The organism is Nonomuraea sp. NPDC001684, from assembly GCF_053596515.1.
Genome location: NZ_JBSFGJ010000011.1, coordinates 1 through 17,713 on the forward strand (window position 1 = coordinate 1; position 17,713 = coordinate 17,713).

The following is a 17,713-nucleotide window of genomic DNA, read 5'->3' on the forward strand; positions in this document are numbered from 1 at the left end:
TGGGCGGCCAGGGCCAGCAGGTGCGGCTCGCCGCCCGGCGGCGCCACGAGCTGCACGCCGATCGGCAGCGCGCTGGAGTGCGTGGCGACCGGCACGGCCATCGCGGGCCAGCCGCACAGGTTCCACGGGCCCGTGGTGGGCGCGTACCTGACGTTGGCCAGCAGGTTGGGCAGAAGGCCGCGCCCGCCCCAGCGGTCGGCGCGCGGCGGCAGGGCGGCGAGCGCCGGCGTGATCATCACGTCGGCGTCGCCGAACCAGGTGTCGGCGCCGTAGCCGCTCCAGCGTTCGCGGCCGCGCCGGCCGTCCAGGCCGATCCTGGTGAGCACGCGGCCGGCGCGGGCGAGCGCGCGGGTGCGGCGTTCCAGTCCGTGCGGATCGAGACCGTCCGCGGCGGCGGCGGCCCGGCCGAGCCAGGTGGCCACAGCGGCGGGGCCGAGCCAGGCGGGCAGGCGGTGCGGGTGCTCGACCACGGTGTGCCCGGCGTGCCGCAACGTCTCGGCGGCCGCTCGCACCGCCGCCTGGAACTCCCGGTCCACGGGCAGGCCCGGCGGCAGCGGCTGAGGGGCGTAGGCCACCCGCAGGTCGAACGGCTCCGGGCTGTCCTGCGGCGGTTGCGGCTCCCACACCTCGTCGTCGTCGGCCCAGACCGAGCGCAGCATGCGCGGCTTCGGCTCGACCCGGTGGCCGGTACGCCACGCCTCGGCCAGCGCCGGGTCGGCGGCCAGGACGGACAGCGCGAGCGACAGGTCGGCCGCGGTCGTGGCGAGGGGGCCGTTCTCGGTGAGGCCGTCCCAGTCGTCGGCGGGCGGCGGGACCAGGCCCGTTCCCGGCTTGACGGCCAGCACGCCGCAGCAGGCGCCCGGGATGCGCAGCGACCCCATGCCGTCGTTGCCGAGCGCGATCGGCACCATCCCGGCCGCCACCGCCGCCGCGCTGCCCGAGGACGAGCCGCCGGCGGTGCGGGCGAGGTTCCAGGGGTTGCGCACGACGCCGTACGGGCTGTCGCCGAAGCCGACCAGCCCCAGCTCCGGCAGGTTCGTCAGCCCGACGATCACCGCGCCCGCCGCGCGCAGCCGGGCCACGGCCGGATGGTCCTCCCGGGCGGGCGCGCCGGACGTGGCCGCCGAGCCGCCGCGGGTGGGCTCGCCGGCCACCTCCAGGTTGTCCTTGACCGCCACCGGGACCCCGGCGAGCGGCAGGTCGGCCAGGTCGCGGCGGTCGCCCACGGCCCGCGCCTCGTCCATCGCCTGTTTCCTGACCAGTCGGAAGGCGCCGACCCGGGAATCCCGCTCGGAGATGCGGTGAAGGTGCTCCTCCACGACGGTCGTGGCCGTGACGTCGCCGCGCCGGACGGCCGCCGCGATCTCGATGGCGGTCCTGCCTGCCCACAACATGTCTAGAGTGTGCAGGTTTTCACTCTTCCTTGCGAGAGCCCCTGCCGGGCTCCCGCCCGGCCTCCTTCAGCGCCAGCCGCAGCGCGAACTCGATCTGCGCGTTGATGCTGCGCAGGTCGTCGGCCGCCCACTTGGCGATGGCGTCGTAGACGGCCGGGTCGAGGCGGAGGAGGAGCTTCTTCCGCTCAGGCATACAGACTGCCGGCGTTCACCACCGGCTGGGTCGCCCGGTCGCCGCACAGGACGACCAGGAGGTTGGAGACCATCTGGGCCTTGCGCTCCTCGTCGAGCTCCACGACCCCCTCGGCGGCCAGCCGGTCGAGCGCGAGCTGGACCATGCCGACCGCGCCCTCGACGATCCTGGTGCGGGCGGCCACCACCTGGCTGGCCTGCTGGCGCACCAGCATGGCCTGGGCGATCTCCGGCGCGTAGGCCAGGTGGGTGATGCGGGCCTCCAGGATCTCGATCCCGGCCAGCTCGGTGCGTTCGCGCAGCTCGGCGGTCAGCTCGCCGGCGACCTCGGCGCCGTCGCGCAGGCTGGTGCGCTCGGGCTCGTGCGAGTCGTACGGGTGGGTGGTCGCGAGGTGGCGCACGGCGGCCTCGGACTGGATCGCGATGTACTCCTCGTAGTCGTCGACGGAGAAGGCGGCCTTGGCCGTGTCGGTGACCTTGTAGACCACCACCGCGGCGATCTCGACCGGGTTGCCGTCGGCGTCGTTGACCTTGAGCTTGGCGGTCTCGAAGTTGCGCACCCGGAGGCTGATGCGGCGCTTGGTGGTGAACGGCGTCACCCACTGCAGCCCCGCCACGTTGACCGTGCCGACGTAGCGGCCGAGGAACTGCACGACCTTGGCCTCGTTGGGGTTGACCACGGTGAAGCCGGAGGCCACGAGCGCGAAGAGCACGATCCAGGCTATGCCGAGCGTCTTGATCGAGACCAGCGCCGCGCCGCCCAGCAGGAGGAGGACAAGCAGGACGAGGAATCCGTTGACCCGGAAAGCACGACGTTCCATCGCGACTCCTTGCTATCGAAGTGATATCACCATGATAGCCATATAAACTCCATGCGCGTGAACGGATCCTCACTTGCCCTCCGCCAGCGCTCGCTGGGTGACCCTTCGATCGAGTTCCCGCTGTCCCCGCCGCTCACCAGGGGCTGCCCGCGCACCAGCACCGCCGAGATCGCCTATCCGGTCGAGGTCGTCTACGACTACGCGGGCGTCGACAAGGGGCTGTTCGACCAGGAGCCGGGGCCGGACATCGCGCGGTGGTCGCCGCTGCTGCCGTCCCTGGAGGCGCCGACGCTGGGGGAGGGCGGGACGCCGCTGCTGGAGTTCGACGGGATCTACGTCAAGGACGAGTCCCAGAACCCGACCTGGTCGCACAAGGACCGGCTGAACCGGGTGGCGGTCAGCGCGGCCCTGGCGGAGGGGGCGGCCGGGGTGGTGGTGGCCTCGTCCGGCAACCACGGCGCCTCGGCCGCCGCGTACGCCGCCCGCGCCGGGCTGCCGGCCATCGTGCTGGCCTCGGCGGACTCGCCGGCCGGCGTGCAGGCGTTCGTGCGGGCCTACGGGGCCAAGGTGTTCTCCGTGCCGGCGGAGGAGCGGTGGCCGCTGCTGCGGGAGGTCGTGGACCGGCTGGGCTACCACCCGGTCAGCAACCAGACCGTGACCCACACCGGCCACCCGTTCGGCCCGGAGGGCTACAAGACGATCGCGTACGAGCTGTTCCTCCAGCTCGGACGGGTGCCCGCGGCGGTCTTCGCGCCCACCGGGTACGCCGAGCTGCTGTTCGGGACGTGGAAGGGCTTCACCGAGCTGCGGCTGCTCGGCCTGGCCGGGGACGTGCCGCGGATGTTCTCCTGCGAGCCGGCCGCGGGCGGCCCCAACGCGCGGGCCCTGGCCGAGGGCTCACCCGCGGCGGTCGTCGAGCTGGGGGCCAGCCGGGCCTACGGGATCGCGGGGTCGGTCGGCGGCCACCGGGGCGTGCTGGCGGTGCGCGACAGCGGCGGCGAGGCGGTGCTCGTGACGGACGACGAGATGCGCGCCGCCCAGCGCGACCTGGCGCGGCAGGGCATATGGCAGGAGCTGTCGGGGGCGGCGGGCCTGGCGGGCTACCGGAAGCTGCGCCGGGACTTCGACGGGCCGGTGGTGTGCGTGGGCACGTCGAGCGGGTTCAAGGACATGGGGGTGGGCGAGGCGGCCCATCCGGTCCGCACCGGTTTGACGGTGGCCGACCTGACGGACTGATCGCGCCCGGTCTGTCAGGGCTTGAGCAGGATGCGGAGGGGGCCGAGGGTGGTGAAGCCGTGGGCGAGGGCGGCCGACGGGTCGCTCTCGTAGCCGACCAGCGGGCGGCCGGGGAACAGCTCGGCCGCCATCGCCACCGTGCCCTCCCAGGCGGCGGACTCGTCGCAGCCCGAGGCGAAGACGTTCGAGACGCCCGTCACCGTGCCGCTCGCGCTGAGCGCCGCGCCGCAGACCACGTCGGCCCCGATGCGGCCGCACACCAGCCGCACATGCGGCTCGTCGAGCAGCGCGGGCGGGAACAGGCCGGGCGCGCCGCCGGAGAAGCACGCCTGCGCCCACTCCGCCAGCGCCCTGGGATCGGCGGCCACCTCCCACACGATCGGGTCGCCGGTGGCCGCCCGGAGGGGACGTTCGGGCGCGCCGGGTGCGGGCCGGGCGATCCACTGGGCGGTGAACAGCACGTCGAAGCCCGGCAGGTCGAGCGTGCCGAAGCTGTCCTTGACCGAGGCGCCCGAACCCGCGTCGATGTGGCCGAGCACGTCGGCCGGCCTGGCGTCGGGGGAGAGCGTGACGGCGTCGGGGTACAGGACGGGCGTCCTGGCCGGGTTGGTCCAGGCGAGCGGCCCGAAGACGCCGGGACGGCCGTGCGCCCGGCACATCGTGTCGCACCAGGCGGCGTTGTCGCGGACGGCTTCGTCGATCAAGGTCTGCTCCGGTTGACGCGGCGGGTCGGCGGCGCGGTGAGCGGATCCTCCGGCCATGGGTGCTTAGGGTAGCGGCCTCTCAGCTCGGCCCGTACGGACCGGTAGCCCTCGCGCCAGAACGAGGCCAGGTCCGCGGTCACCGCCACCGGACGGCCCGCCGGGGACAGCAGGTGGACCAGCAGGGGGACGCCGGCGATCCGCGGCGTCTCCTGCCAGCCGAACAGCTCCTGCAGCTTCACCGCGAGCACCGGCTGCTCGCCGGAGTAGTCGATCCTGATCTGCGAGCCGCTGGGCACCTCGACGCGTTCGGGGGCCACGTTCTCCAGGCGCTCGCTCCACGGGATCAGGCGGCGCAGGGCGGCGGCCACGTCGATGCGTTCGACGTCGGCACGGCGGCGGGCCCTGGACAGCTCCGGCTCCAGCCACTGGTCGGCCAGGGCGATCAGGTCGTCGGTGGCGGGCCACGGGGGGCCGAGCGCGCGGTGGGCGAAGGTCAGGCGGTCCTTGAGGTCCTTCGCCTGTCTCGTCCAGGTCAGGAGGTCTTCGGTGCGCAGGCCGTGCAGGATGGCGGGGCGCACGTCGGCGTCCTTGAGCGGCGTGGCGGACAGCTCGATCGCGCCCAGGCGCTCGACCACGCGGGCCGACACGTCGCCGCGCCGCTCGCCCGGCGGCACCCGCCAGGCGACCTCCTCCTCGACCGTGACGGGCAGGGCCAGCCGGGCGATCTCCTCGTCGATCACCACGGCCTGGCGCACCCGGGCCGAGGCCGAGCCCGTGGGCCGGTCGGCGACGGCGATCGCCAGCCACGGCGCGGTGGACAGCCTGGAGCCCTCGGCGAGCTGGGCCTGCGTGCCCGACGCCATGAGATAGCCGCCGCCGCGCCGCCGCGCCACCCGTTCCGGGAACGCCAGCGCCACCGCCATGCCGGCCAGCGCGTCGTCACCCACCTCTCGCCCGTCCGGCCCCTGGCCGGAGGCGCGGGCGAGGCGCCTGGTCTCCTGACGCCAGCGGGCCGCGAAGCCGGTGCCGCCGCTGCGGGCCGCACGCCAGACCTCCGCGAGGTCGTCGCCCGCGTCCCTGGGCAGCTGCTCCGACAGCAGCGCCACCACCTCGGCGGCCCGCGGGCCGAGGTCGAGCAGGGCCCTGGCCAGGCGGGGATGCACGCCGGCGAGCGCCATGCGCCGCCCGCGACCGGTCACCCGGCCGGCCTCCAGCGCGCCCAGCGCCTCAAGCGTGCGGACGGCGGCCGCCATCGCGGCGGGCGGCGGCCGGTCGAGGAGGGCGAGGCCGGCCGCGTCCGCGTCGCCCCAGCAGGCCGCCTGGAGGGCGAACCCGGTCAGGTCGGCCAGCGCGATCTCCGGCCGCGCGTGGTCGGCCAGGCGTTCGTGCTCGGCCGCCGTCCAGCAGCGGTACACGGCCCCGGGGGCCTCCCGCCCGGCGCGGCCGGCCCGCTGGTCGGCGGACGCCTTCGAGACCCTGACCGTGGTGAGCGAGCCGAGCCCCCTGGCGTGGTCGGTACGGGGTTCGCGGGCCAGCCCCGAGTCCACCACCACGCGGACGCCCGGCACCGTCAGGCTCGACTCGGCCACCGACGTGGCCAGCACGACCCGGCGGCCGGCCCCGGGCGACAGGACGGCGTCCTGGACGCGCGCCGGCGCCTGACCGTGCACCTGGAGCACGTCGAGGTCGCCCAGCATCCCGGCGACCCGGGCGATCTCCCCCACACCGGGCAGGAAGCACAGCACGTCGCCGTCGCGCTCGGCGTACGCCCGCCGGACGACCGAGGCCACGTGCGACAGCAGCGCCGGATCGACGCGCAGGCCGTGGGGCGGCGCGACCGGACGTTCCGGCGGCGCCCACACGGTCTCCACGGGATGGGCCGTCCCCGAGGCGGCCACCACGGGCCCGCCGATCAGCTGTGACCAGGGGGCCGCGTCGGCGGTGGCCGAGGTGGCCAGCAGCCGCAGGTCGGGGCGGAGCGTCTCGCGCACGTCGAGCAGGAACGCGAGGGCGGTGTCGGCGTCGAGATGGCGTTCGTGGCACTCGTCGAGCACGACCGCGTCGACCCCGGCGAGCTCCTGGTCGCGCTGGAGCCGCTGGAGCAGCACGCCGGTGGTGACGACCTCGACCATGGGGTTGGCCCCGGTGTGCCGCTCGCCGCGGATCGTGTAGCTGACGCCCATGCGCCGGGCCGCCGCGCGCACGGCCAGCCGCCGGGGCTCGGCGACCAGCACCCGCAGCCCGGTTTCGGCCAGCGCCAGGGGCACGACCGTGGTCTTGCCCGTGCCGGGCGGCGCGGTGAGCACCGCCGTGCCGTGGCGCTCCAGCGTGGCGAGCAGCTCGGGGAGCGCGTCGTGGATCGGCAGCCGGTCAGGCGGGGGCATGCGAGGCCGACAACACGGAGTCGAGCAGGCCGGGGAAACGTTCGTCGAGGTCGCCGCGGCGCAGGCTGATGTACTTGAGCCGGCCCTCCTGCTTGGAGACGATCACGCCGGCCTCGCGCAGCGAGCGGTAGTGGTGGGACGCCGTCGACTTGTGGACGCCGAGATGGTCGCCCGCGGCGGTGCACGTCATCTCGCCCAGGGTGGCCAGGCGGACCACGATCTCCAGCCGGACGGGGTCGGCGAGCGCACGCAGGACCTCGGTGAGCTGGATGTCCTCCTTCGCGGGGTGCGGTAGCAGGCGCATGGTGGCACCCTACCTCGCTCTGATTGTTTGACAACTATCCAACTGTAATGACAGTTTGATGCCCGTCCAACTAATTGGCTGGAGGTTCCATGAGTTCCCGGCTCTACCCCCTTGCTGCCGGAAATTTCGCCATCGGTACTGGCATGTTCGTCACCGCCGGGCTGCTCACCCCCATCTCCGCGGACCTCGGGATCTCCACGTCCGCCGCCGGGCAGCTCATGACCGTGTTCGCCCTGGCGTACGCGCTGCTGTCCCCGTTGCTGGCCGCGCTCACCGCCCGGCTGTCGCGCAAGCGGCTGCTGCTGCTGGCGCTGGCCGTGTTCGTCGCGGGCAACGTGCTGACCGCGTTGGCTCCGACGTACCCGCTGGTCATGGCCACGCGGGTGGTGGCCGCGGCCGGGGCGGCGATGTTCACCCCGACCGCCTCGGGCGTGGCCAACGCGCTGACCTCGCCCGAGCGGCGCGGGCGGGCGCTGGCGCTGGTGATGGGCGGGCTGAGCGTCTCCTCGGCCGTCGGCGTGCCGCTGGGCACCTGGCTGGGCTCGGTCTCGGGCTGGCGGGCCACGATGTGGCTGGTCGTCGGGCTGGGCGTGATCGGCTTCGCCGGGGTGGCGGCGCTCGTGCCGGACGTGCGGGTCGCCGTGTCGGGACGGCTCGGCGAGCGGTTCGCGCCCCTGGCCGACCGGCGGGTGCTGGTGGTGCTGGTCACCCAGCTGCTGATGTTCGGCGCCGGGTTCACCGCCTACACCTACATCGGGTCGCTGTTCGACCTGCCGCTGCCGGCCGTATTGTGGGCGTGGGGGCTCGGCGGCATCGTGGGCAACCAGCTCGGCGGGCGCCTCACCGACGCCTACGGGCCGCGCCGGATGGTGCTGATCGGCCTGGCCGCCTCCACGGTCTTCCTGGCCCTGATCCCCGTCGCGAACCTGGCCATGCCGATCGCGCTGGTCTGGGCGCTGCTGTGGGGCGCGCTCGGCTGGCTGGTCGCGCCGGCCCAGCAGTTCAGGACGGTGGCCGCGGTGCCGGACAACGTGCCCATCGGGCTCGGCCTGCTGTCGTCCGCCCAGTACGTCGGCCTGTTCGCGGCCGGCATCGCGGGCGGCGTGGCCCTGGACGCCTACGGCAGGGCCGGGGTGGTCGTGCTGGCCACCGGGCTCGGCGTGGCGGCGCTGCTGTTCACCCTGGCGACCTACCCCCGGGCGGCGGCGATGTCGTCGAGCGAGAGCGTGCCCGTCAGGTAACGCTGGACGTTGGGCGCGGTCAGGGCCGCGACCTGGCCGGCGGGCAGCGAGGCCAGCGGGTCGAGCCTCAGCATGTAGCGGATCATGGCCAGGCCGAGCAGCTGCGAGGCCGCCAGCAGCGCGCGGACCTCGGGATGGGCGCCGGGCAGCCGGCGGGCGATCGGGGCGAGCAGCTCCCGGCCCAGCAGCTCCTTCAGCAGCGCGGCCGTCGCCGTCGTCGCGCCCGCCGGGCAGGTGCGGCAGCTCCAGAGCGGCATCGACGGGCGGCGGCCGGGGGCGTTCACGCTGAGCCCGTACGGGTCGGCCGAGGCCGCGCGGGCCGCGCTGCTGGAGCGGGAGGTGGACGCCGTGCTCGTCCCGGGAGAGGGCAGGCTGGTGGTGGCGAGCGCGGGCGGCCGCACCGGCGCCACGGTGATCACCGCCGCCTTCCAGGGGGCCGCGCAGGCGCAGGGCCGCACCCTGGAGGTCGAGGACGCCGTCCCGCTGCCGCCCGGTGACGCCGGCGGCATCTCCGGCATGTTCTACGTGCTCAGCGTGCTCCTGCCGGGGATCGCGCTGGCCGTGCTGCTCGCCCGGGTCGCGCCGGGCCTGGGCGCGGCGGCGCGGACGGGCGTCCTGGCCGCGGGCGCGCTGGTGGCGGGCACGGCCGTCGCGTGGCTGGCCGACGTGGTGTTCGGCGCGCTGCCGGGCAGCTTCGGCCCGCTGGTGGCGGTCTCGGCGGGCATCGCGCTGGCGGTCGGCCTGGTGGTCGCTGGGCTGGTCAAGGTCATCGGCACGCCGGGGGTCGGGGTGGCGGCGCTGCTGTTCGTCCCGATCGGGCTCCCGGCCAGCGGCGGGCCGCTCGGCGCCCGTTACATCCCCGAGTGGTACGCCGCCGTCGGCAGCGTCCTGCCCGTGGGCCCGGCCGCCGAGGCGGTGCGCAACACGGTGTTCTTCGGCGGGGCCGCCCTGTGGACGCCGGTCGGGGTGCTGGCCCTGTGGGCGCTGCTCGGCCTGGTCCTGCTCGCCCTGCCCGGCCGCCGGGCGCAGCCGGCCTCCGCCGCCCCGCGCACGCCGGTGGCCGTCTGATCTTCTCCGCCTCGGAGGTGACCTGCGGTCGCCCCGCAGGCGGACGACGGGTGGCGGCGGCGGCACGTACCGTCGCCGCCATGTTCAGGAACCAGGTGACCTTCCGCCGCGTCGCGGCGGGCACGTTGCTCATCGCGGCCCCGCTCCTGCAGTTCGTGGCCGTCGTCATCGACCCCGGCACGTGGGGCGACTCCCGCGAGGCGGTCAGCTACGGCGACAACCCCGCGCTGGCCCAGGCCGAGTCGGCGCTCTACCACTGGAGCTGGATGCTCATGGGCCTGGCGGCCATCGCCCTGGTGCACCTCACCAGGCGCAAGGCCACCGTGCTCGGCCACATCGCCGGGGCGGCGACGGCCATCGGCTACATCTCGACGTCGGCCCTGCTGATGATCGACCCCGTCGAGTGGTGGCTGGGCCGGCACAACCCGCCGGAGCAGGCGCAGAAGATCCTCGACGAGATGCTGAACCTGCCCGGCGTGATCTTCGGCTTCCAGATGCCGTGGATGTTCTTCGCCGTGCTGGGCCTGCCGCTGCTGGTCGTCGCCGTGTGGCGGGCCGGGTTCGTCGGCTGGTGGGTGCCGCTGCTGGTCTTCGTCGGGTACGTCGTCTCCTTCCCCGTCGAGTACGGCCCCGTGACCGTGCTGTTCTGGGCCCTGCCCGTCGCCGGCCTCGGCTGGACCGGCCTGAAGGTGCTGCGCATGGGCGACGAGGCGTGGGCGGCCTACTACCCCTCGCCCGCCGTCGACCGGACGGCCGTGTCGGCCTAGGCCGGGATCCAGCCCAGGGTGACCGCCAGGATGACGAAGAAGCCGAGCAGGATGCGGTAGATCACGAACGCGGTGAACCGGTGGGTGCTGATGTACTTCAGGAACCAGGCCACCGCCGCGTAGCCGACGGCGAACGAGATCAGCGTCGCCAGGATGGTGGGCCCCCACGCGGGGGCCTGCCCCTCGCCGATGTCCTTCAGCTCGAACGCCCCGGAGGCCAGCACGGCGGGGATGGCCAGCAGGAACGAGTATTTGGCGGCGTCCTCGCGGCGGTAGTCGAGCAGCAGGCCCGCCGTGATCGTGCCGCCCGAGCGGGAGACGCCCGGGATGAGGGCCAGCGCCTGCGCGAAGCCGTAGACGATGGCGTGGGTGAAGCTGAGGTGCTTCTCCAGCGTCAGCTTGTTGCGCGCGGTGCGGTCGGCGAACCACAGGATGCAGCCGAAGACGATCAGCGTCGTGCCCACCAGCCGCAGGTCGCGGAAGACGGTCTCGATCTGGTCCTTGAACACCAGGCCCAGCACGCCGATCGGGAGCGTGCCGACGATGACGTACCAGCCCATCCGGGCCGCCCAGTGGCCGCGCAGCTCCCGGTCGAACAGCGAGCGTACCCAGGTGGAGATGATCTCCCACAGTTCCTTGCGGAAGTAGATGAGCACCGCGGCCTCGGTGCCGAGCTGGATGACCGCCGTGAAGGCCGCCCCCGGGTCCTGCCAGCCGAAGAAGGCCGAGACCACACGGATGTGGGCGCTGGAGGAGATCGGCAGGAACTCCGTGAGCCCCTGGATGAGCCCCAGCACCACCGCTTCGAGCCAGCCGATCACGACTACACCTTCCGGTTACGGGAGTGACCAGGGTGAGGTTAGCGGAAACGGGGGCCGCGCAGTTGCCCGCCCAGCAGGTTGAGCGGGCCGGGGGAGAGCCGGCCCGTCCTCAGCGTCCGGCCCACGCCGTGGCGTTCGCACTGGCGTAGTCGGCGAAGTCGCGGGCCGGACGGCCCAGCGCCTCCCGGACGCCGTCCGTCACGTGGGCGTTGCGGCCGTCGAGCACCTCGGTGAACAGCCCGGTCAGGCCCTCGGCCTCCTCCTTCGGCACGCCCGCCGCCACGGCCCCGGCCACGTACTCCTCCGGCGTGACCTCGATGGAGGTGATCGTGCGGCCCGTGGCCTTCGACAGCTCGGCCGCCGCGTCGGCGAACGTCAGCAGCCTCGGGCCGGTGAGCTCGTACAGGCGGCCCGCGTGGCCGTCCTGGGTGAGGGCGGCCACGGCCACGTCGGCGATGTCGTCGGCGTCCACGAACGGCTCGGGCACGTCGGCCACCGGGATCGCGAGCACGCCGTCGAGGACCTGGTCGAGCAGGAAGCCCTCGCTGAAGTTCTGCATGAACCAGCCGCAGCGCACGATCGTCCAGTCGAGGCCGGACTCCCGCACGGTCCGCTCGCTCGCCTCGGCGCCCGGCTCGCCCCGGCCCGACAGCAGCACCAGCCGCCGCACCCCGGCGTCCGCGGCGAGCCGGGTGAGCTCCAGGACGTCCTCGTACGCGCCGGGCAACGCCAGGTCGGGGTAGTAGGCCACGTACACGGACTCGACGCCGTCGAGCGCGGCGGCCCAGGTGGAGCGGTCCGCCCAGTCGAAGGACGGCGTGGCCGAGCGGGAGCCGATCCGCACGGGAAGGCCGAGAGAGGTGAGCCGGTCAGCGACACGGCGGCCGGTCTTGCCGGTTCCGCCCAGAACCAAAATCGTCATGCATCCAGTAAGCCGTCATACCCATAAGACTCTCCATGGTTGAGAAGCGCGTTGCCATATGCGATCGTCTAGCCCATGGATCAGCTCGCGGCATTGCTCGACGGACCGAGAGCGCGGAGCGCCTTCCTGCTCCGGTCCATCCTCGACCCGCCGTGGTCGATGCGCATCCAGGACGAGGCCCCGCTCACCCTGGTGGCCCTGGTGTCCGGTGAGGCGTGGGTGCTGCCGGACAAGGGCGAGCCGGCCCGCCTCGAACCCGGGCAGGTGGCCATCCTGCGGGGACCGGAGCCGTACGTGGTGGCCGACGCCCCCGGCACCGCGCCGCAGATCGTCATCCACCCCGGCCAGCGCTGCACCACCCTCGACGGCGAGTCGCTGTACCAGTCGATGGACCTCGGCGTGCGCACCTGGGGCAACGACCCGGCGGGCGGCACCGTGCTGATCACCGGCACGTACACGCTGGAGGGCGAGGTCAGCAGGCGCCTGCTCGACGCGCTGCCCCAGCTCCTCGTGCAGCCCGGCGGGCCGGTCATCGCGCTGCTCGGCGCCGAGATCGTCAAGGACGACCCGGGTCAGTCCGCGGTGCTCGACCGGCTGCTCGACCTGCTGCTGATCGCCGTGCTGCGGTCGTGGTTCGCCACACACGAGGCGCCCGCCTGGTACCGCGCGATGGGCGACCCGATCGTGGGCAGGGCGATGCGGATGTTGCACAACAACCCCGCCCACCCCTGGACGGTCGCCGCCCTCGCCACCGAGGTGGGGGTCTCCAGGGCGGCGCTGGCCAGGCGGTTCACCGACCTGGTGGGGGAGCCGCCGATGTCCTTCCTCACCGACTGGCGGCTCGCGCTCGCCGCCGACCTGCTGCGCGAGCCCGACGCCACGATCGGCTCGGTGGCCAGGAAGGTCGGCTACGGCAGCCCGTTCGCGCTCAGCGCGGCCTTCAAGCGCGTACGCGGCGTCAGCCCCCAGGAGCACCGGGCCGGAGCGGCGAGGTGAAACCCCTGCTGCTGCTCGACGTCGACGGCGTGCTCAACCCGATGGGCCGCCCGACGCCCGACTTCCGGCGCTACCGCTGCACGATCGGCACCGAGGTCTACACCGTGCACCTCAACCCCCGCCACGGCCGCCGGCTGCTCGACCTGGCCCTGACCACGGGCGCCGAGCTGGTCTGGGCCACCACCTGGGAGCAGCACGCCAACGAGTGGATCTCTCCCAGGATCGGCCTGCCCACGCTCCCGGTCATCGCCATGGGCCCCGAGCGGACCCGTACCGAGCACGGCGAGATGTTCAAGACGCCGCACGTCGCCGCGTACGCCGGGCGGCGGCCGTTCGTGTGGTTCGACGACCAGGTGTGGGCGCAGGACGAGCAGTACCTCAGGGTCGATCAGGGTCTGGAGAATTTCCTGTTGATCCACGTCGATCCCAGACATGGACTGACCAGGGAACATCTGGGCATGGCTCATGAGTGGCTGACCCTTACAGGGTTTTCTCAGGGTCCCTAGCGGGATATCGGCGGCACTGCTGTCCGTTTTACCGGTAGGTCATCACGACACGGAGGAACAGCATGTACCGCTCAAGGGAGCACAGGATTCTGGCCGGCGTCTGCGGCGGGCTCGCCGACAAGATGGGCCTGCCCCCGACCCTCGTCCGCATCCTCTGGCTGCTGCTGTCGCTCATCCCCGGGCCGCTCTGGGTGGTCTACGTCGCCATGTGGATCCTCGTCCCGGAGGAGCCGAGGGGCTACTCCCACTGACGCGTCCGCCGGCTCGCCGAACCACCGCGTGAGCGCCGCCTCGGCGGGCTCCGCGCAGGGTTCGGCCCAGGCCACGTAACCGTCGGGCCGCACCAGCAGCCCGCGGTCGCCGGGCGCCACGTCCACCCGATCGGCCCAGCGCGCCCCCGAGGCGAGCAGGGCCGGGTCGGAGGTGACGAGCAGCCCGCGCCCGTCGTCGAGCCGCCGGCCCTCGGGCATGAAGGCGCCGACCAGCGGGTTCGGGCCCGTCGCGTACCGCACCGACACCGCGCTCACGTCCTCGGCCAGCATCCTGTTGGCCTCGGGGACGGTCATGAGCTGGGCGAACAGGTCGCGCAGCCGGGTCGTCCCGGCGTCCGGCGCGGCCAGCTCGACCTGTTGCAGGGTGTTGGCCAGCACGGCGGCGGCCACCGGGTGCCGTTCGGCGTGGTAGCTGTCGAGCAGCCCGGCCGGGGCCGTCCCGCGCACCGCCAGGGCCAGTTTCCAGCCCAGGTTGACGGCGTCCTGGAGGCCGGTGTTCATCCCCTGGCCGCCGAACGGCATGTGCACGTGGGCCGCGTCGCCGGCCAGGAACACCCGGCCGGCCCGGTAGCGCTCGGTCTGCCTGGCCGCGTCGGAGAAGCGGGACAGCCAGGTCGCCCCGGTGATCTCGGGGGCGGCGTCGCCGAGGTGCCGGCGCACGCTGGCCGCGAACTCCTCGATCGTCACGGGCGCGTCCCTGTCCGGGTGCACCCGGCCGTGGTCGACGGTCAGGATCCTGGTCGTGCCGTCGGGCCGGACGAACGGCCACTGGAACAGGCCGTGGCCGGTGCGGACCCAGCCGGTCGGCGTGCCGCCGGTCACCGTGACGTCGCCGACGTAGGCGGCCAGGGTGGCGGGGGTGCCGGGGAAGGCGATCCCGGCCAGCTTGCGCACCGTGCTCCGGCCGCCGTCGCAGCCGACGAGCCAGCCCGCCCGGTACGCCGTGCCGTCGCCGGTCTCGACCGTCACGCCCGACCCGTCCTGCCTCAGGCCGGTCACCGCCCGGCCCCGGACGATCTCCGCGCCCAGTTCCAGCGCCCGCGCCTCCAGGATCTCCTCCACCCGCGACTGCGGGACCAGCAGCCCGTACGGGTGCGGGGTCCGCGTGGCCGTCAGGTCGAGCACCCGCATGCCGGCGAAGTGCTGCAGGTCCAGGCGGGGCGCGTCGCCGAGCCGGTCGAGCAGCCCGCGCATGGCGAAGGTGTCGACCGAGCGGGGGTGCAGGTTGAGCGCCCTGGACAGGCCGGTGGGGGCGGCGAGCCGTTCGAGCACGAGGGTGCGCACGCCGCGCAGGCGCAGCTCGCAGGCCAGCATCAGCCCGACCGGCCCGGCCCCGGCGATGACGACGTCCATCCACGTCTCCTTATCGACGATAAGTGCTTATCAGTGATAAAGCCTTATCTTTGATAAGTTGTCAAGCGTGGAACGGCGGACGGCGGTACGCGCGGCCCTGCGGCTGCTCAACGAGGTGGGCATCGACGGGCTGACCACCCGCAGGCTGGCCGACGAGCTGGGCGTGAAGCAGCCGGCCCTCTACTGGCACTTCAAGAACAAGCAGGAGCTGCTCGACGAGATGGCCGAGGAGATGCTCGCCGACACGCTGGAGCGTCTTGACGTGCCCGAACCGGGTCAGGAATGGGACAACTGGCTCATGTCCCGCGGCCGGGCGATCCGCGGCACGCTGCTGTCGTACCGGGACGGCGCGCTCGTGCACGCCGGGTCCCGGCCCACGCCGCGCCGGCTGGCCGAGCTCCCGGCGCTCATCAGGCCGCTGACCGAGGCGGGTTTCACCGGCGAGCAGGCGGTCAGGGCGCTGATCGCGGTCGGCAGGTTCGCCCTCGGCTCGGCGATCGACGAGCGCGGCCCCGCCGTGCCGCTCGACGCGCGGCCGGTGGAGGACCCCGACGGCGACTTCGAGTTCGGGCTGCGTGCGCTGGTGTCCGGGATGCGTCTTATCCTCGAAGAATGAGGGCAAGGCCGCTGACACTTCTGCAGGACGATCTGGTCGACTACGACACGGCGATGGAGCGCATGACCGACCTCGTCGGGCAGCGCCAGCGCGACGAACGGCCGGACACGCTCTGGCTGCTCAGCCACCCGCCCGTCTACACCGTCGGCCGGCGCACCCCCGCCGAGCACCTGCCCGACCCCGCGCGCGGCATCCCCGTGCTGGAGACCGGGCGCGGCGGGCAGCTCACCTACCACGGCCCCGGCCAGCTCGTGGGCTATCTCATCGTCAAGCTCGGCGAGGACGAGGGAATCGTCGACTACGTGCGGGAGGTGGAGCTGCGCCTGGTCGAGGCGCTGGGCAAGCTCGGCCTGCCCGCCGAGCGGCGTGACACCCCGCCGGGCTCGGAGCTGCTGACCGGCGTCTGGACGTCCGCGACCGGCCGCAAGATCATCTCGATCGGCATGCGCCAGAGCAGAGGCGTCACCAGCCACGGGTTCGCGCTCAACGTCGACGGCGACCTCACGCCCTGGAACTGGGCGGTGGCCTGCGGCATGCCCGACGTGGACATGACCTCGCTCAAGCGCGAGCTGGGCGACATCACCATGCAGGACGTGCGGCCCGCCGTGGCCGCCGCCTTCGAGGCGTCCTGACCGCTCAGCGGGGCGTGGTCAGCCCGGCCACGACCATGTGCTTGAGCAGGTCGTAGCTCTCGTCGAGCCGCTCGGGCAGGCCGAACCCGCCCGACGCCTCCAGCACCGCGAACCCGTGCGCCGTCGCGCGCAGGCAGCGGGCCGCGTGGATCGCGTCGGAGCCTTCCAGCCCGTAGCCGCGCAGCGCCGCGAGCATGATGCCCATCAGGCGCTCGCCCGACGCCCGCATGCCGGGGTGCGGCTGCTGGATGACCATCGCGTAGCGGTGCGGGTGGCGGGTGACGTAGGCGCGCCAGGCGTCCATGAGCGCGCCGACGGCCTCGTCGCGGGAACGGCCCAGCACCGCCTGGGCCAGTTCGTCGGTGATCTCGTCGGTGATCCGCACCGACAGCAGCTCGCGCAGCTCGGCCAGGTTGCGCACGTGCTTGTACAACGACGGCGTCGCGACCCCGGCGCGGGCCGCCAGCGCCGAGAGCGTCAGGGCCTCGGGCCCGTTCTCGTCCACCAGGCACACCGCCAGGTCGACGACCGTGTCCCGGGACAACGCCGCCCTAGGCATGCACGCGCCCCTTGACGAACGCCAGCACCTCGGCGGCCACCTGGGCCGGGAACTGGGCGTGCGGGTAGTGGCCCGCGCCCTCGATCATGGCGATCCGGCCGCGCCCGGCGGGCATGGCGGCCACGACGCCCTCCGCCTCGGCGCGCGGGTCGGCCCAGTCGGGGTCGAGCGTGCCCATCACGACCAGGACGTCGCGGGTCAGGTCGGGAAGCCGCGCGCCGGCGTCGGTGGGGGGCACCTGGCCCATCTTGGAGACCACGGCCATCCGGCCGGGCCGGCGCAGGTCGGCTTCGAGCGCCGCGATGTGCTCCGCGTGGTCGGCGGGCTTGACGCCCGGCATGGCGTGGTCGAGGTACTTCTTCCACAGGCCGATGCTGCGCAGGAGCGCCGCGCCGAGCAGCAGCATGGCCCCCTTGCGATGGCGGGCGTTGCGCAGCAGGCCGCCGCCGTCGATCTTCTGCACCCGGGTGAACGGGCCGATCTCCACCACGGCGCTGACCAGCTCGGGCGCCTGCGCGGCGGCGATCGTGACGGCCCCGCCCGCGAACGAGTGGCCCACCAGGACCGCCGGGCCGCCCAGGTGGCGGACCAGCGCGAGCAGGTCGCCCGCGACGTCGGTGCGGGTGTAGGAGGGCCAGTCGCGGCTGGACTCGCCATGGCCGCGCAGGTCGGTGGTCGCCACCCGGAAACCCGCCGCCACCAGCTCGGGCACCAGGAACCTGAACGACTGCCGCCCGACGCCCATGCCGTGCGCCAGCACCATCAGCGGCCCTTCGCCGGTCACCTCGTAGGCGAGCTGTCCACCCTCGACCGCCAGGAACTCCGTCATGTCCAACCCCTCTCGGCTAACTCTTATAGCCCTAAAGCTAAAGCCTTTAGCCAGGCGGTGTCAAGCAGCAAAAAGGGGCGGGCACGGCCGGATCGG

General features: G+C 73.6%; 20 protein-coding genes and 1 pseudogene. 9 read left to right on the plus strand and 12 right to left on the minus strand.

What is annotated here, in order from left to right:
- The 3 genes from ACWCSD_RS04100 to ACWCSD_RS04110 form a co-directional block, all read right to left on the minus strand.
- Positions 1 to 1,394: amidase (locus ACWCSD_RS04100; RefSeq protein ID WP_449912986.1), on the minus strand; the 1,394-nt coding region annotated here is incomplete at its 3' end.
- Between the two features lie 19 nt (positions 1,395 to 1,413).
- Entirely contained in the window at positions 1,414 to 1,587 is a 174-nt protein-coding gene (locus ACWCSD_RS04105) for a hypothetical protein (protein WP_352321015.1), read from the minus strand.
- Complete coding sequence (locus ACWCSD_RS04110) at positions 1,580 to 2,407, minus strand: SPFH domain-containing protein (protein ID WP_358289681.1); 828 nt, start codon at positions 2,405 to 2,407, stop codon at positions 1,580 to 1,582. Before ACWCSD_RS04110 ends, ACWCSD_RS04105 begins: the two co-directional genes overlap by 8 nt.
- A 57-nt stretch (positions 2,408 to 2,464) precedes the next feature.
- On the opposite strand from ACWCSD_RS04110, the gene ACWCSD_RS04115 reads away from it, so the two are divergent.
- Complete coding sequence (locus tag ACWCSD_RS04115) at positions 2,465 to 3,643, plus strand: threonine synthase (protein ID WP_449912988.1); 1,179 nt, start codon at positions 2,465 to 2,467, stop codon at positions 3,641 to 3,643.
- A 14-nt stretch (positions 3,644 to 3,657) separates the two neighbouring features.
- On the opposite strand, the gene ACWCSD_RS04120 is transcribed toward ACWCSD_RS04115, so the two are convergent.
- Genes ACWCSD_RS04120 through ACWCSD_RS04130 form a run of 3 tightly spaced genes read right to left on the minus strand, consistent with a single transcriptional unit; the run spans position 3,658 to position 7,035 of the window.
- Complete coding sequence (locus ACWCSD_RS04120; protein WP_449912989.1) at positions 3,658 to 4,347, minus strand: hypothetical protein; 690 nt, start codon at positions 4,345 to 4,347, stop codon at positions 3,658 to 3,660.
- Positions 4,344 to 6,731 (minus strand): ATP-dependent helicase HrpB, encoded by a 2,388-nt coding sequence (gene hrpB / locus ACWCSD_RS04125; protein ID WP_449912991.1) that lies wholly within the window; start codon positions 6,729 to 6,731, stop codon positions 4,344 to 4,346. Before hrpB ends, ACWCSD_RS04120 begins: the two co-directional genes overlap by 4 nt.
- On the minus strand, positions 6,718 to 7,035 hold the full coding sequence (locus ACWCSD_RS04130; protein ID WP_352321025.1) for an ArsR/SmtB family transcription factor: 318 nt from the start codon (positions 7,033 to 7,035) through the stop codon (positions 6,718 to 6,720). The genes hrpB and ACWCSD_RS04130 overlap by 14 nt, the downstream gene beginning before the upstream one ends.
- A gap of 89 nt (positions 7,036 to 7,124) precedes the next feature.
- Here ACWCSD_RS04130 and ACWCSD_RS04135 point away from each other — a divergent pair, with 89 nt between their 5' ends.
- A complete protein-coding gene (locus tag ACWCSD_RS04135) occupies positions 7,125 to 8,276 on the plus strand; it encodes an MFS transporter (RefSeq protein ID WP_397154308.1) in 1,152 nt (383 codons plus the stop codon).
- On the opposite strand, the gene ACWCSD_RS04140 is transcribed toward ACWCSD_RS04135, so the two are convergent.
- On the minus strand, positions 8,225 to 8,533 hold the full coding sequence (locus ACWCSD_RS04140) for a TetR/AcrR family transcriptional regulator (protein WP_397154306.1): 309 nt from the start codon (positions 8,531 to 8,533) through the stop codon (positions 8,225 to 8,227). The genes ACWCSD_RS04135 and ACWCSD_RS04140 overlap by 52 nt on opposite strands.
- On the opposite strand from ACWCSD_RS04140, the gene ACWCSD_RS04145 reads away from it, so the two are divergent.
- Both ACWCSD_RS04145 and ACWCSD_RS04150 read left to right on the plus strand, forming a co-directional pair.
- On the plus strand, positions 8,511 to 9,344 hold the full coding sequence (locus ACWCSD_RS04145) for a hypothetical protein (protein WP_449912992.1): 834 nt from the start codon (positions 8,511 to 8,513) through the stop codon (positions 9,342 to 9,344). The two genes, ACWCSD_RS04140 and ACWCSD_RS04145, sit on opposite strands and share 23 nt — an antisense overlap.
- An 80-nt stretch (positions 9,345 to 9,424) precedes the next feature.
- Positions 9,425 to 10,111: a hypothetical protein gene (locus ACWCSD_RS04150; RefSeq protein ID WP_449912993.1), complete on the plus strand. Its 687-nt coding sequence runs from the start codon at positions 9,425 to 9,427 to the stop codon at positions 10,109 to 10,111.
- Here ACWCSD_RS04150 and ACWCSD_RS04155 read toward each other — a convergent pair.
- Both ACWCSD_RS04155 and ACWCSD_RS04160 read right to left on the minus strand, forming a co-directional pair.
- On the minus strand, positions 10,108 to 10,932 hold the full coding sequence (locus ACWCSD_RS04155; RefSeq protein WP_397154300.1) for an undecaprenyl-diphosphate phosphatase: 825 nt from the start codon (positions 10,930 to 10,932) through the stop codon (positions 10,108 to 10,110). The two genes, ACWCSD_RS04150 and ACWCSD_RS04155, sit on opposite strands and share 4 nt — an antisense overlap.
- Before the next feature lie 109 nt (positions 10,933 to 11,041).
- A complete protein-coding gene (locus ACWCSD_RS04160) occupies positions 11,042 to 11,854 on the minus strand; it encodes an NmrA family NAD(P)-binding protein (RefSeq protein WP_449912994.1) in 813 nt (270 codons plus the stop codon).
- Between the two features lie 75 nt (positions 11,855 to 11,929).
- On the opposite strand from ACWCSD_RS04160, the gene ACWCSD_RS04165 reads away from it, so the two are divergent.
- The 3 genes from ACWCSD_RS04165 to ACWCSD_RS04175 all read left to right on the plus strand — a co-directional run bounded on the left by ACWCSD_RS04165 (position 11,930) and on the right by ACWCSD_RS04175 (position 13,607).
- Positions 11,930 to 12,850 (plus strand): AraC family transcriptional regulator, encoded by a 921-nt coding sequence (locus tag ACWCSD_RS04165; RefSeq protein ID WP_358289656.1) that lies wholly within the window; start codon positions 11,930 to 11,932, stop codon positions 12,848 to 12,850.
- Positions 12,847 to 13,356 (plus strand): HAD domain-containing protein, encoded by a 510-nt coding sequence (locus tag ACWCSD_RS04170; protein WP_449912996.1) that lies wholly within the window; start codon positions 12,847 to 12,849, stop codon positions 13,354 to 13,356. The genes ACWCSD_RS04165 and ACWCSD_RS04170 overlap by 4 nt, the downstream gene beginning before the upstream one ends.
- 122 nt (positions 13,357 to 13,478) lie before the next feature.
- Entirely contained in the window at positions 13,479 to 13,607 is a 129-nt protein-coding gene (locus ACWCSD_RS04175) for a PspC domain-containing protein (RefSeq protein WP_397214255.1), read from the plus strand.
- A gap of 21 nt (positions 13,608 to 13,628) precedes the next feature.
- Here ACWCSD_RS04175 and ACWCSD_RS04180 read toward each other — a convergent pair.
- Positions 13,629 to 14,981 (minus strand): annotated as a pseudogene (locus ACWCSD_RS04180) (FAD-dependent monooxygenase); the annotation flags it as partial.
- Positions 14,982 to 15,048: 67 nt separating this feature from the next.
- Between ACWCSD_RS04180 and ACWCSD_RS04185 the strand changes: the two are divergent.
- The gene (locus tag ACWCSD_RS04185; RefSeq protein ID WP_449912997.1) at positions 15,049 to 15,597 is read left to right on the plus strand and encodes a TetR family transcriptional regulator; all 549 of its coding nucleotides are present in this window, start codon (positions 15,049 to 15,051) and stop codon (positions 15,595 to 15,597) included.
- Complete coding sequence (gene lipB, locus ACWCSD_RS04190) at positions 15,594 to 16,229, plus strand: lipoyl(octanoyl) transferase LipB (protein ID WP_352355707.1); 636 nt, start codon at positions 15,594 to 15,596, stop codon at positions 16,227 to 16,229. Before ACWCSD_RS04185 ends, lipB begins: the two co-directional genes overlap by 4 nt.
- 4 nt (positions 16,230 to 16,233) lie before the next feature.
- Here the strand turns inward: lipB and ACWCSD_RS04195 are convergent, their stop codons facing one another.
- Together ACWCSD_RS04195 and ACWCSD_RS04200 are read right to left on the minus strand one after the other, a co-directional pair.
- Positions 16,234 to 16,788 (minus strand): TetR/AcrR family transcriptional regulator, encoded by a 555-nt coding sequence (locus tag ACWCSD_RS04195; protein ID WP_397154290.1) that lies wholly within the window; start codon positions 16,786 to 16,788, stop codon positions 16,234 to 16,236.
- Entirely contained in the window at positions 16,781 to 17,617 is an 837-nt protein-coding gene (locus ACWCSD_RS04200) for an alpha/beta fold hydrolase (protein WP_397154288.1), read from the minus strand. Before ACWCSD_RS04200 ends, ACWCSD_RS04195 begins: the two co-directional genes overlap by 8 nt.
- Between the last annotated feature and the right edge of the window lie 96 nt (positions 17,618 to 17,713).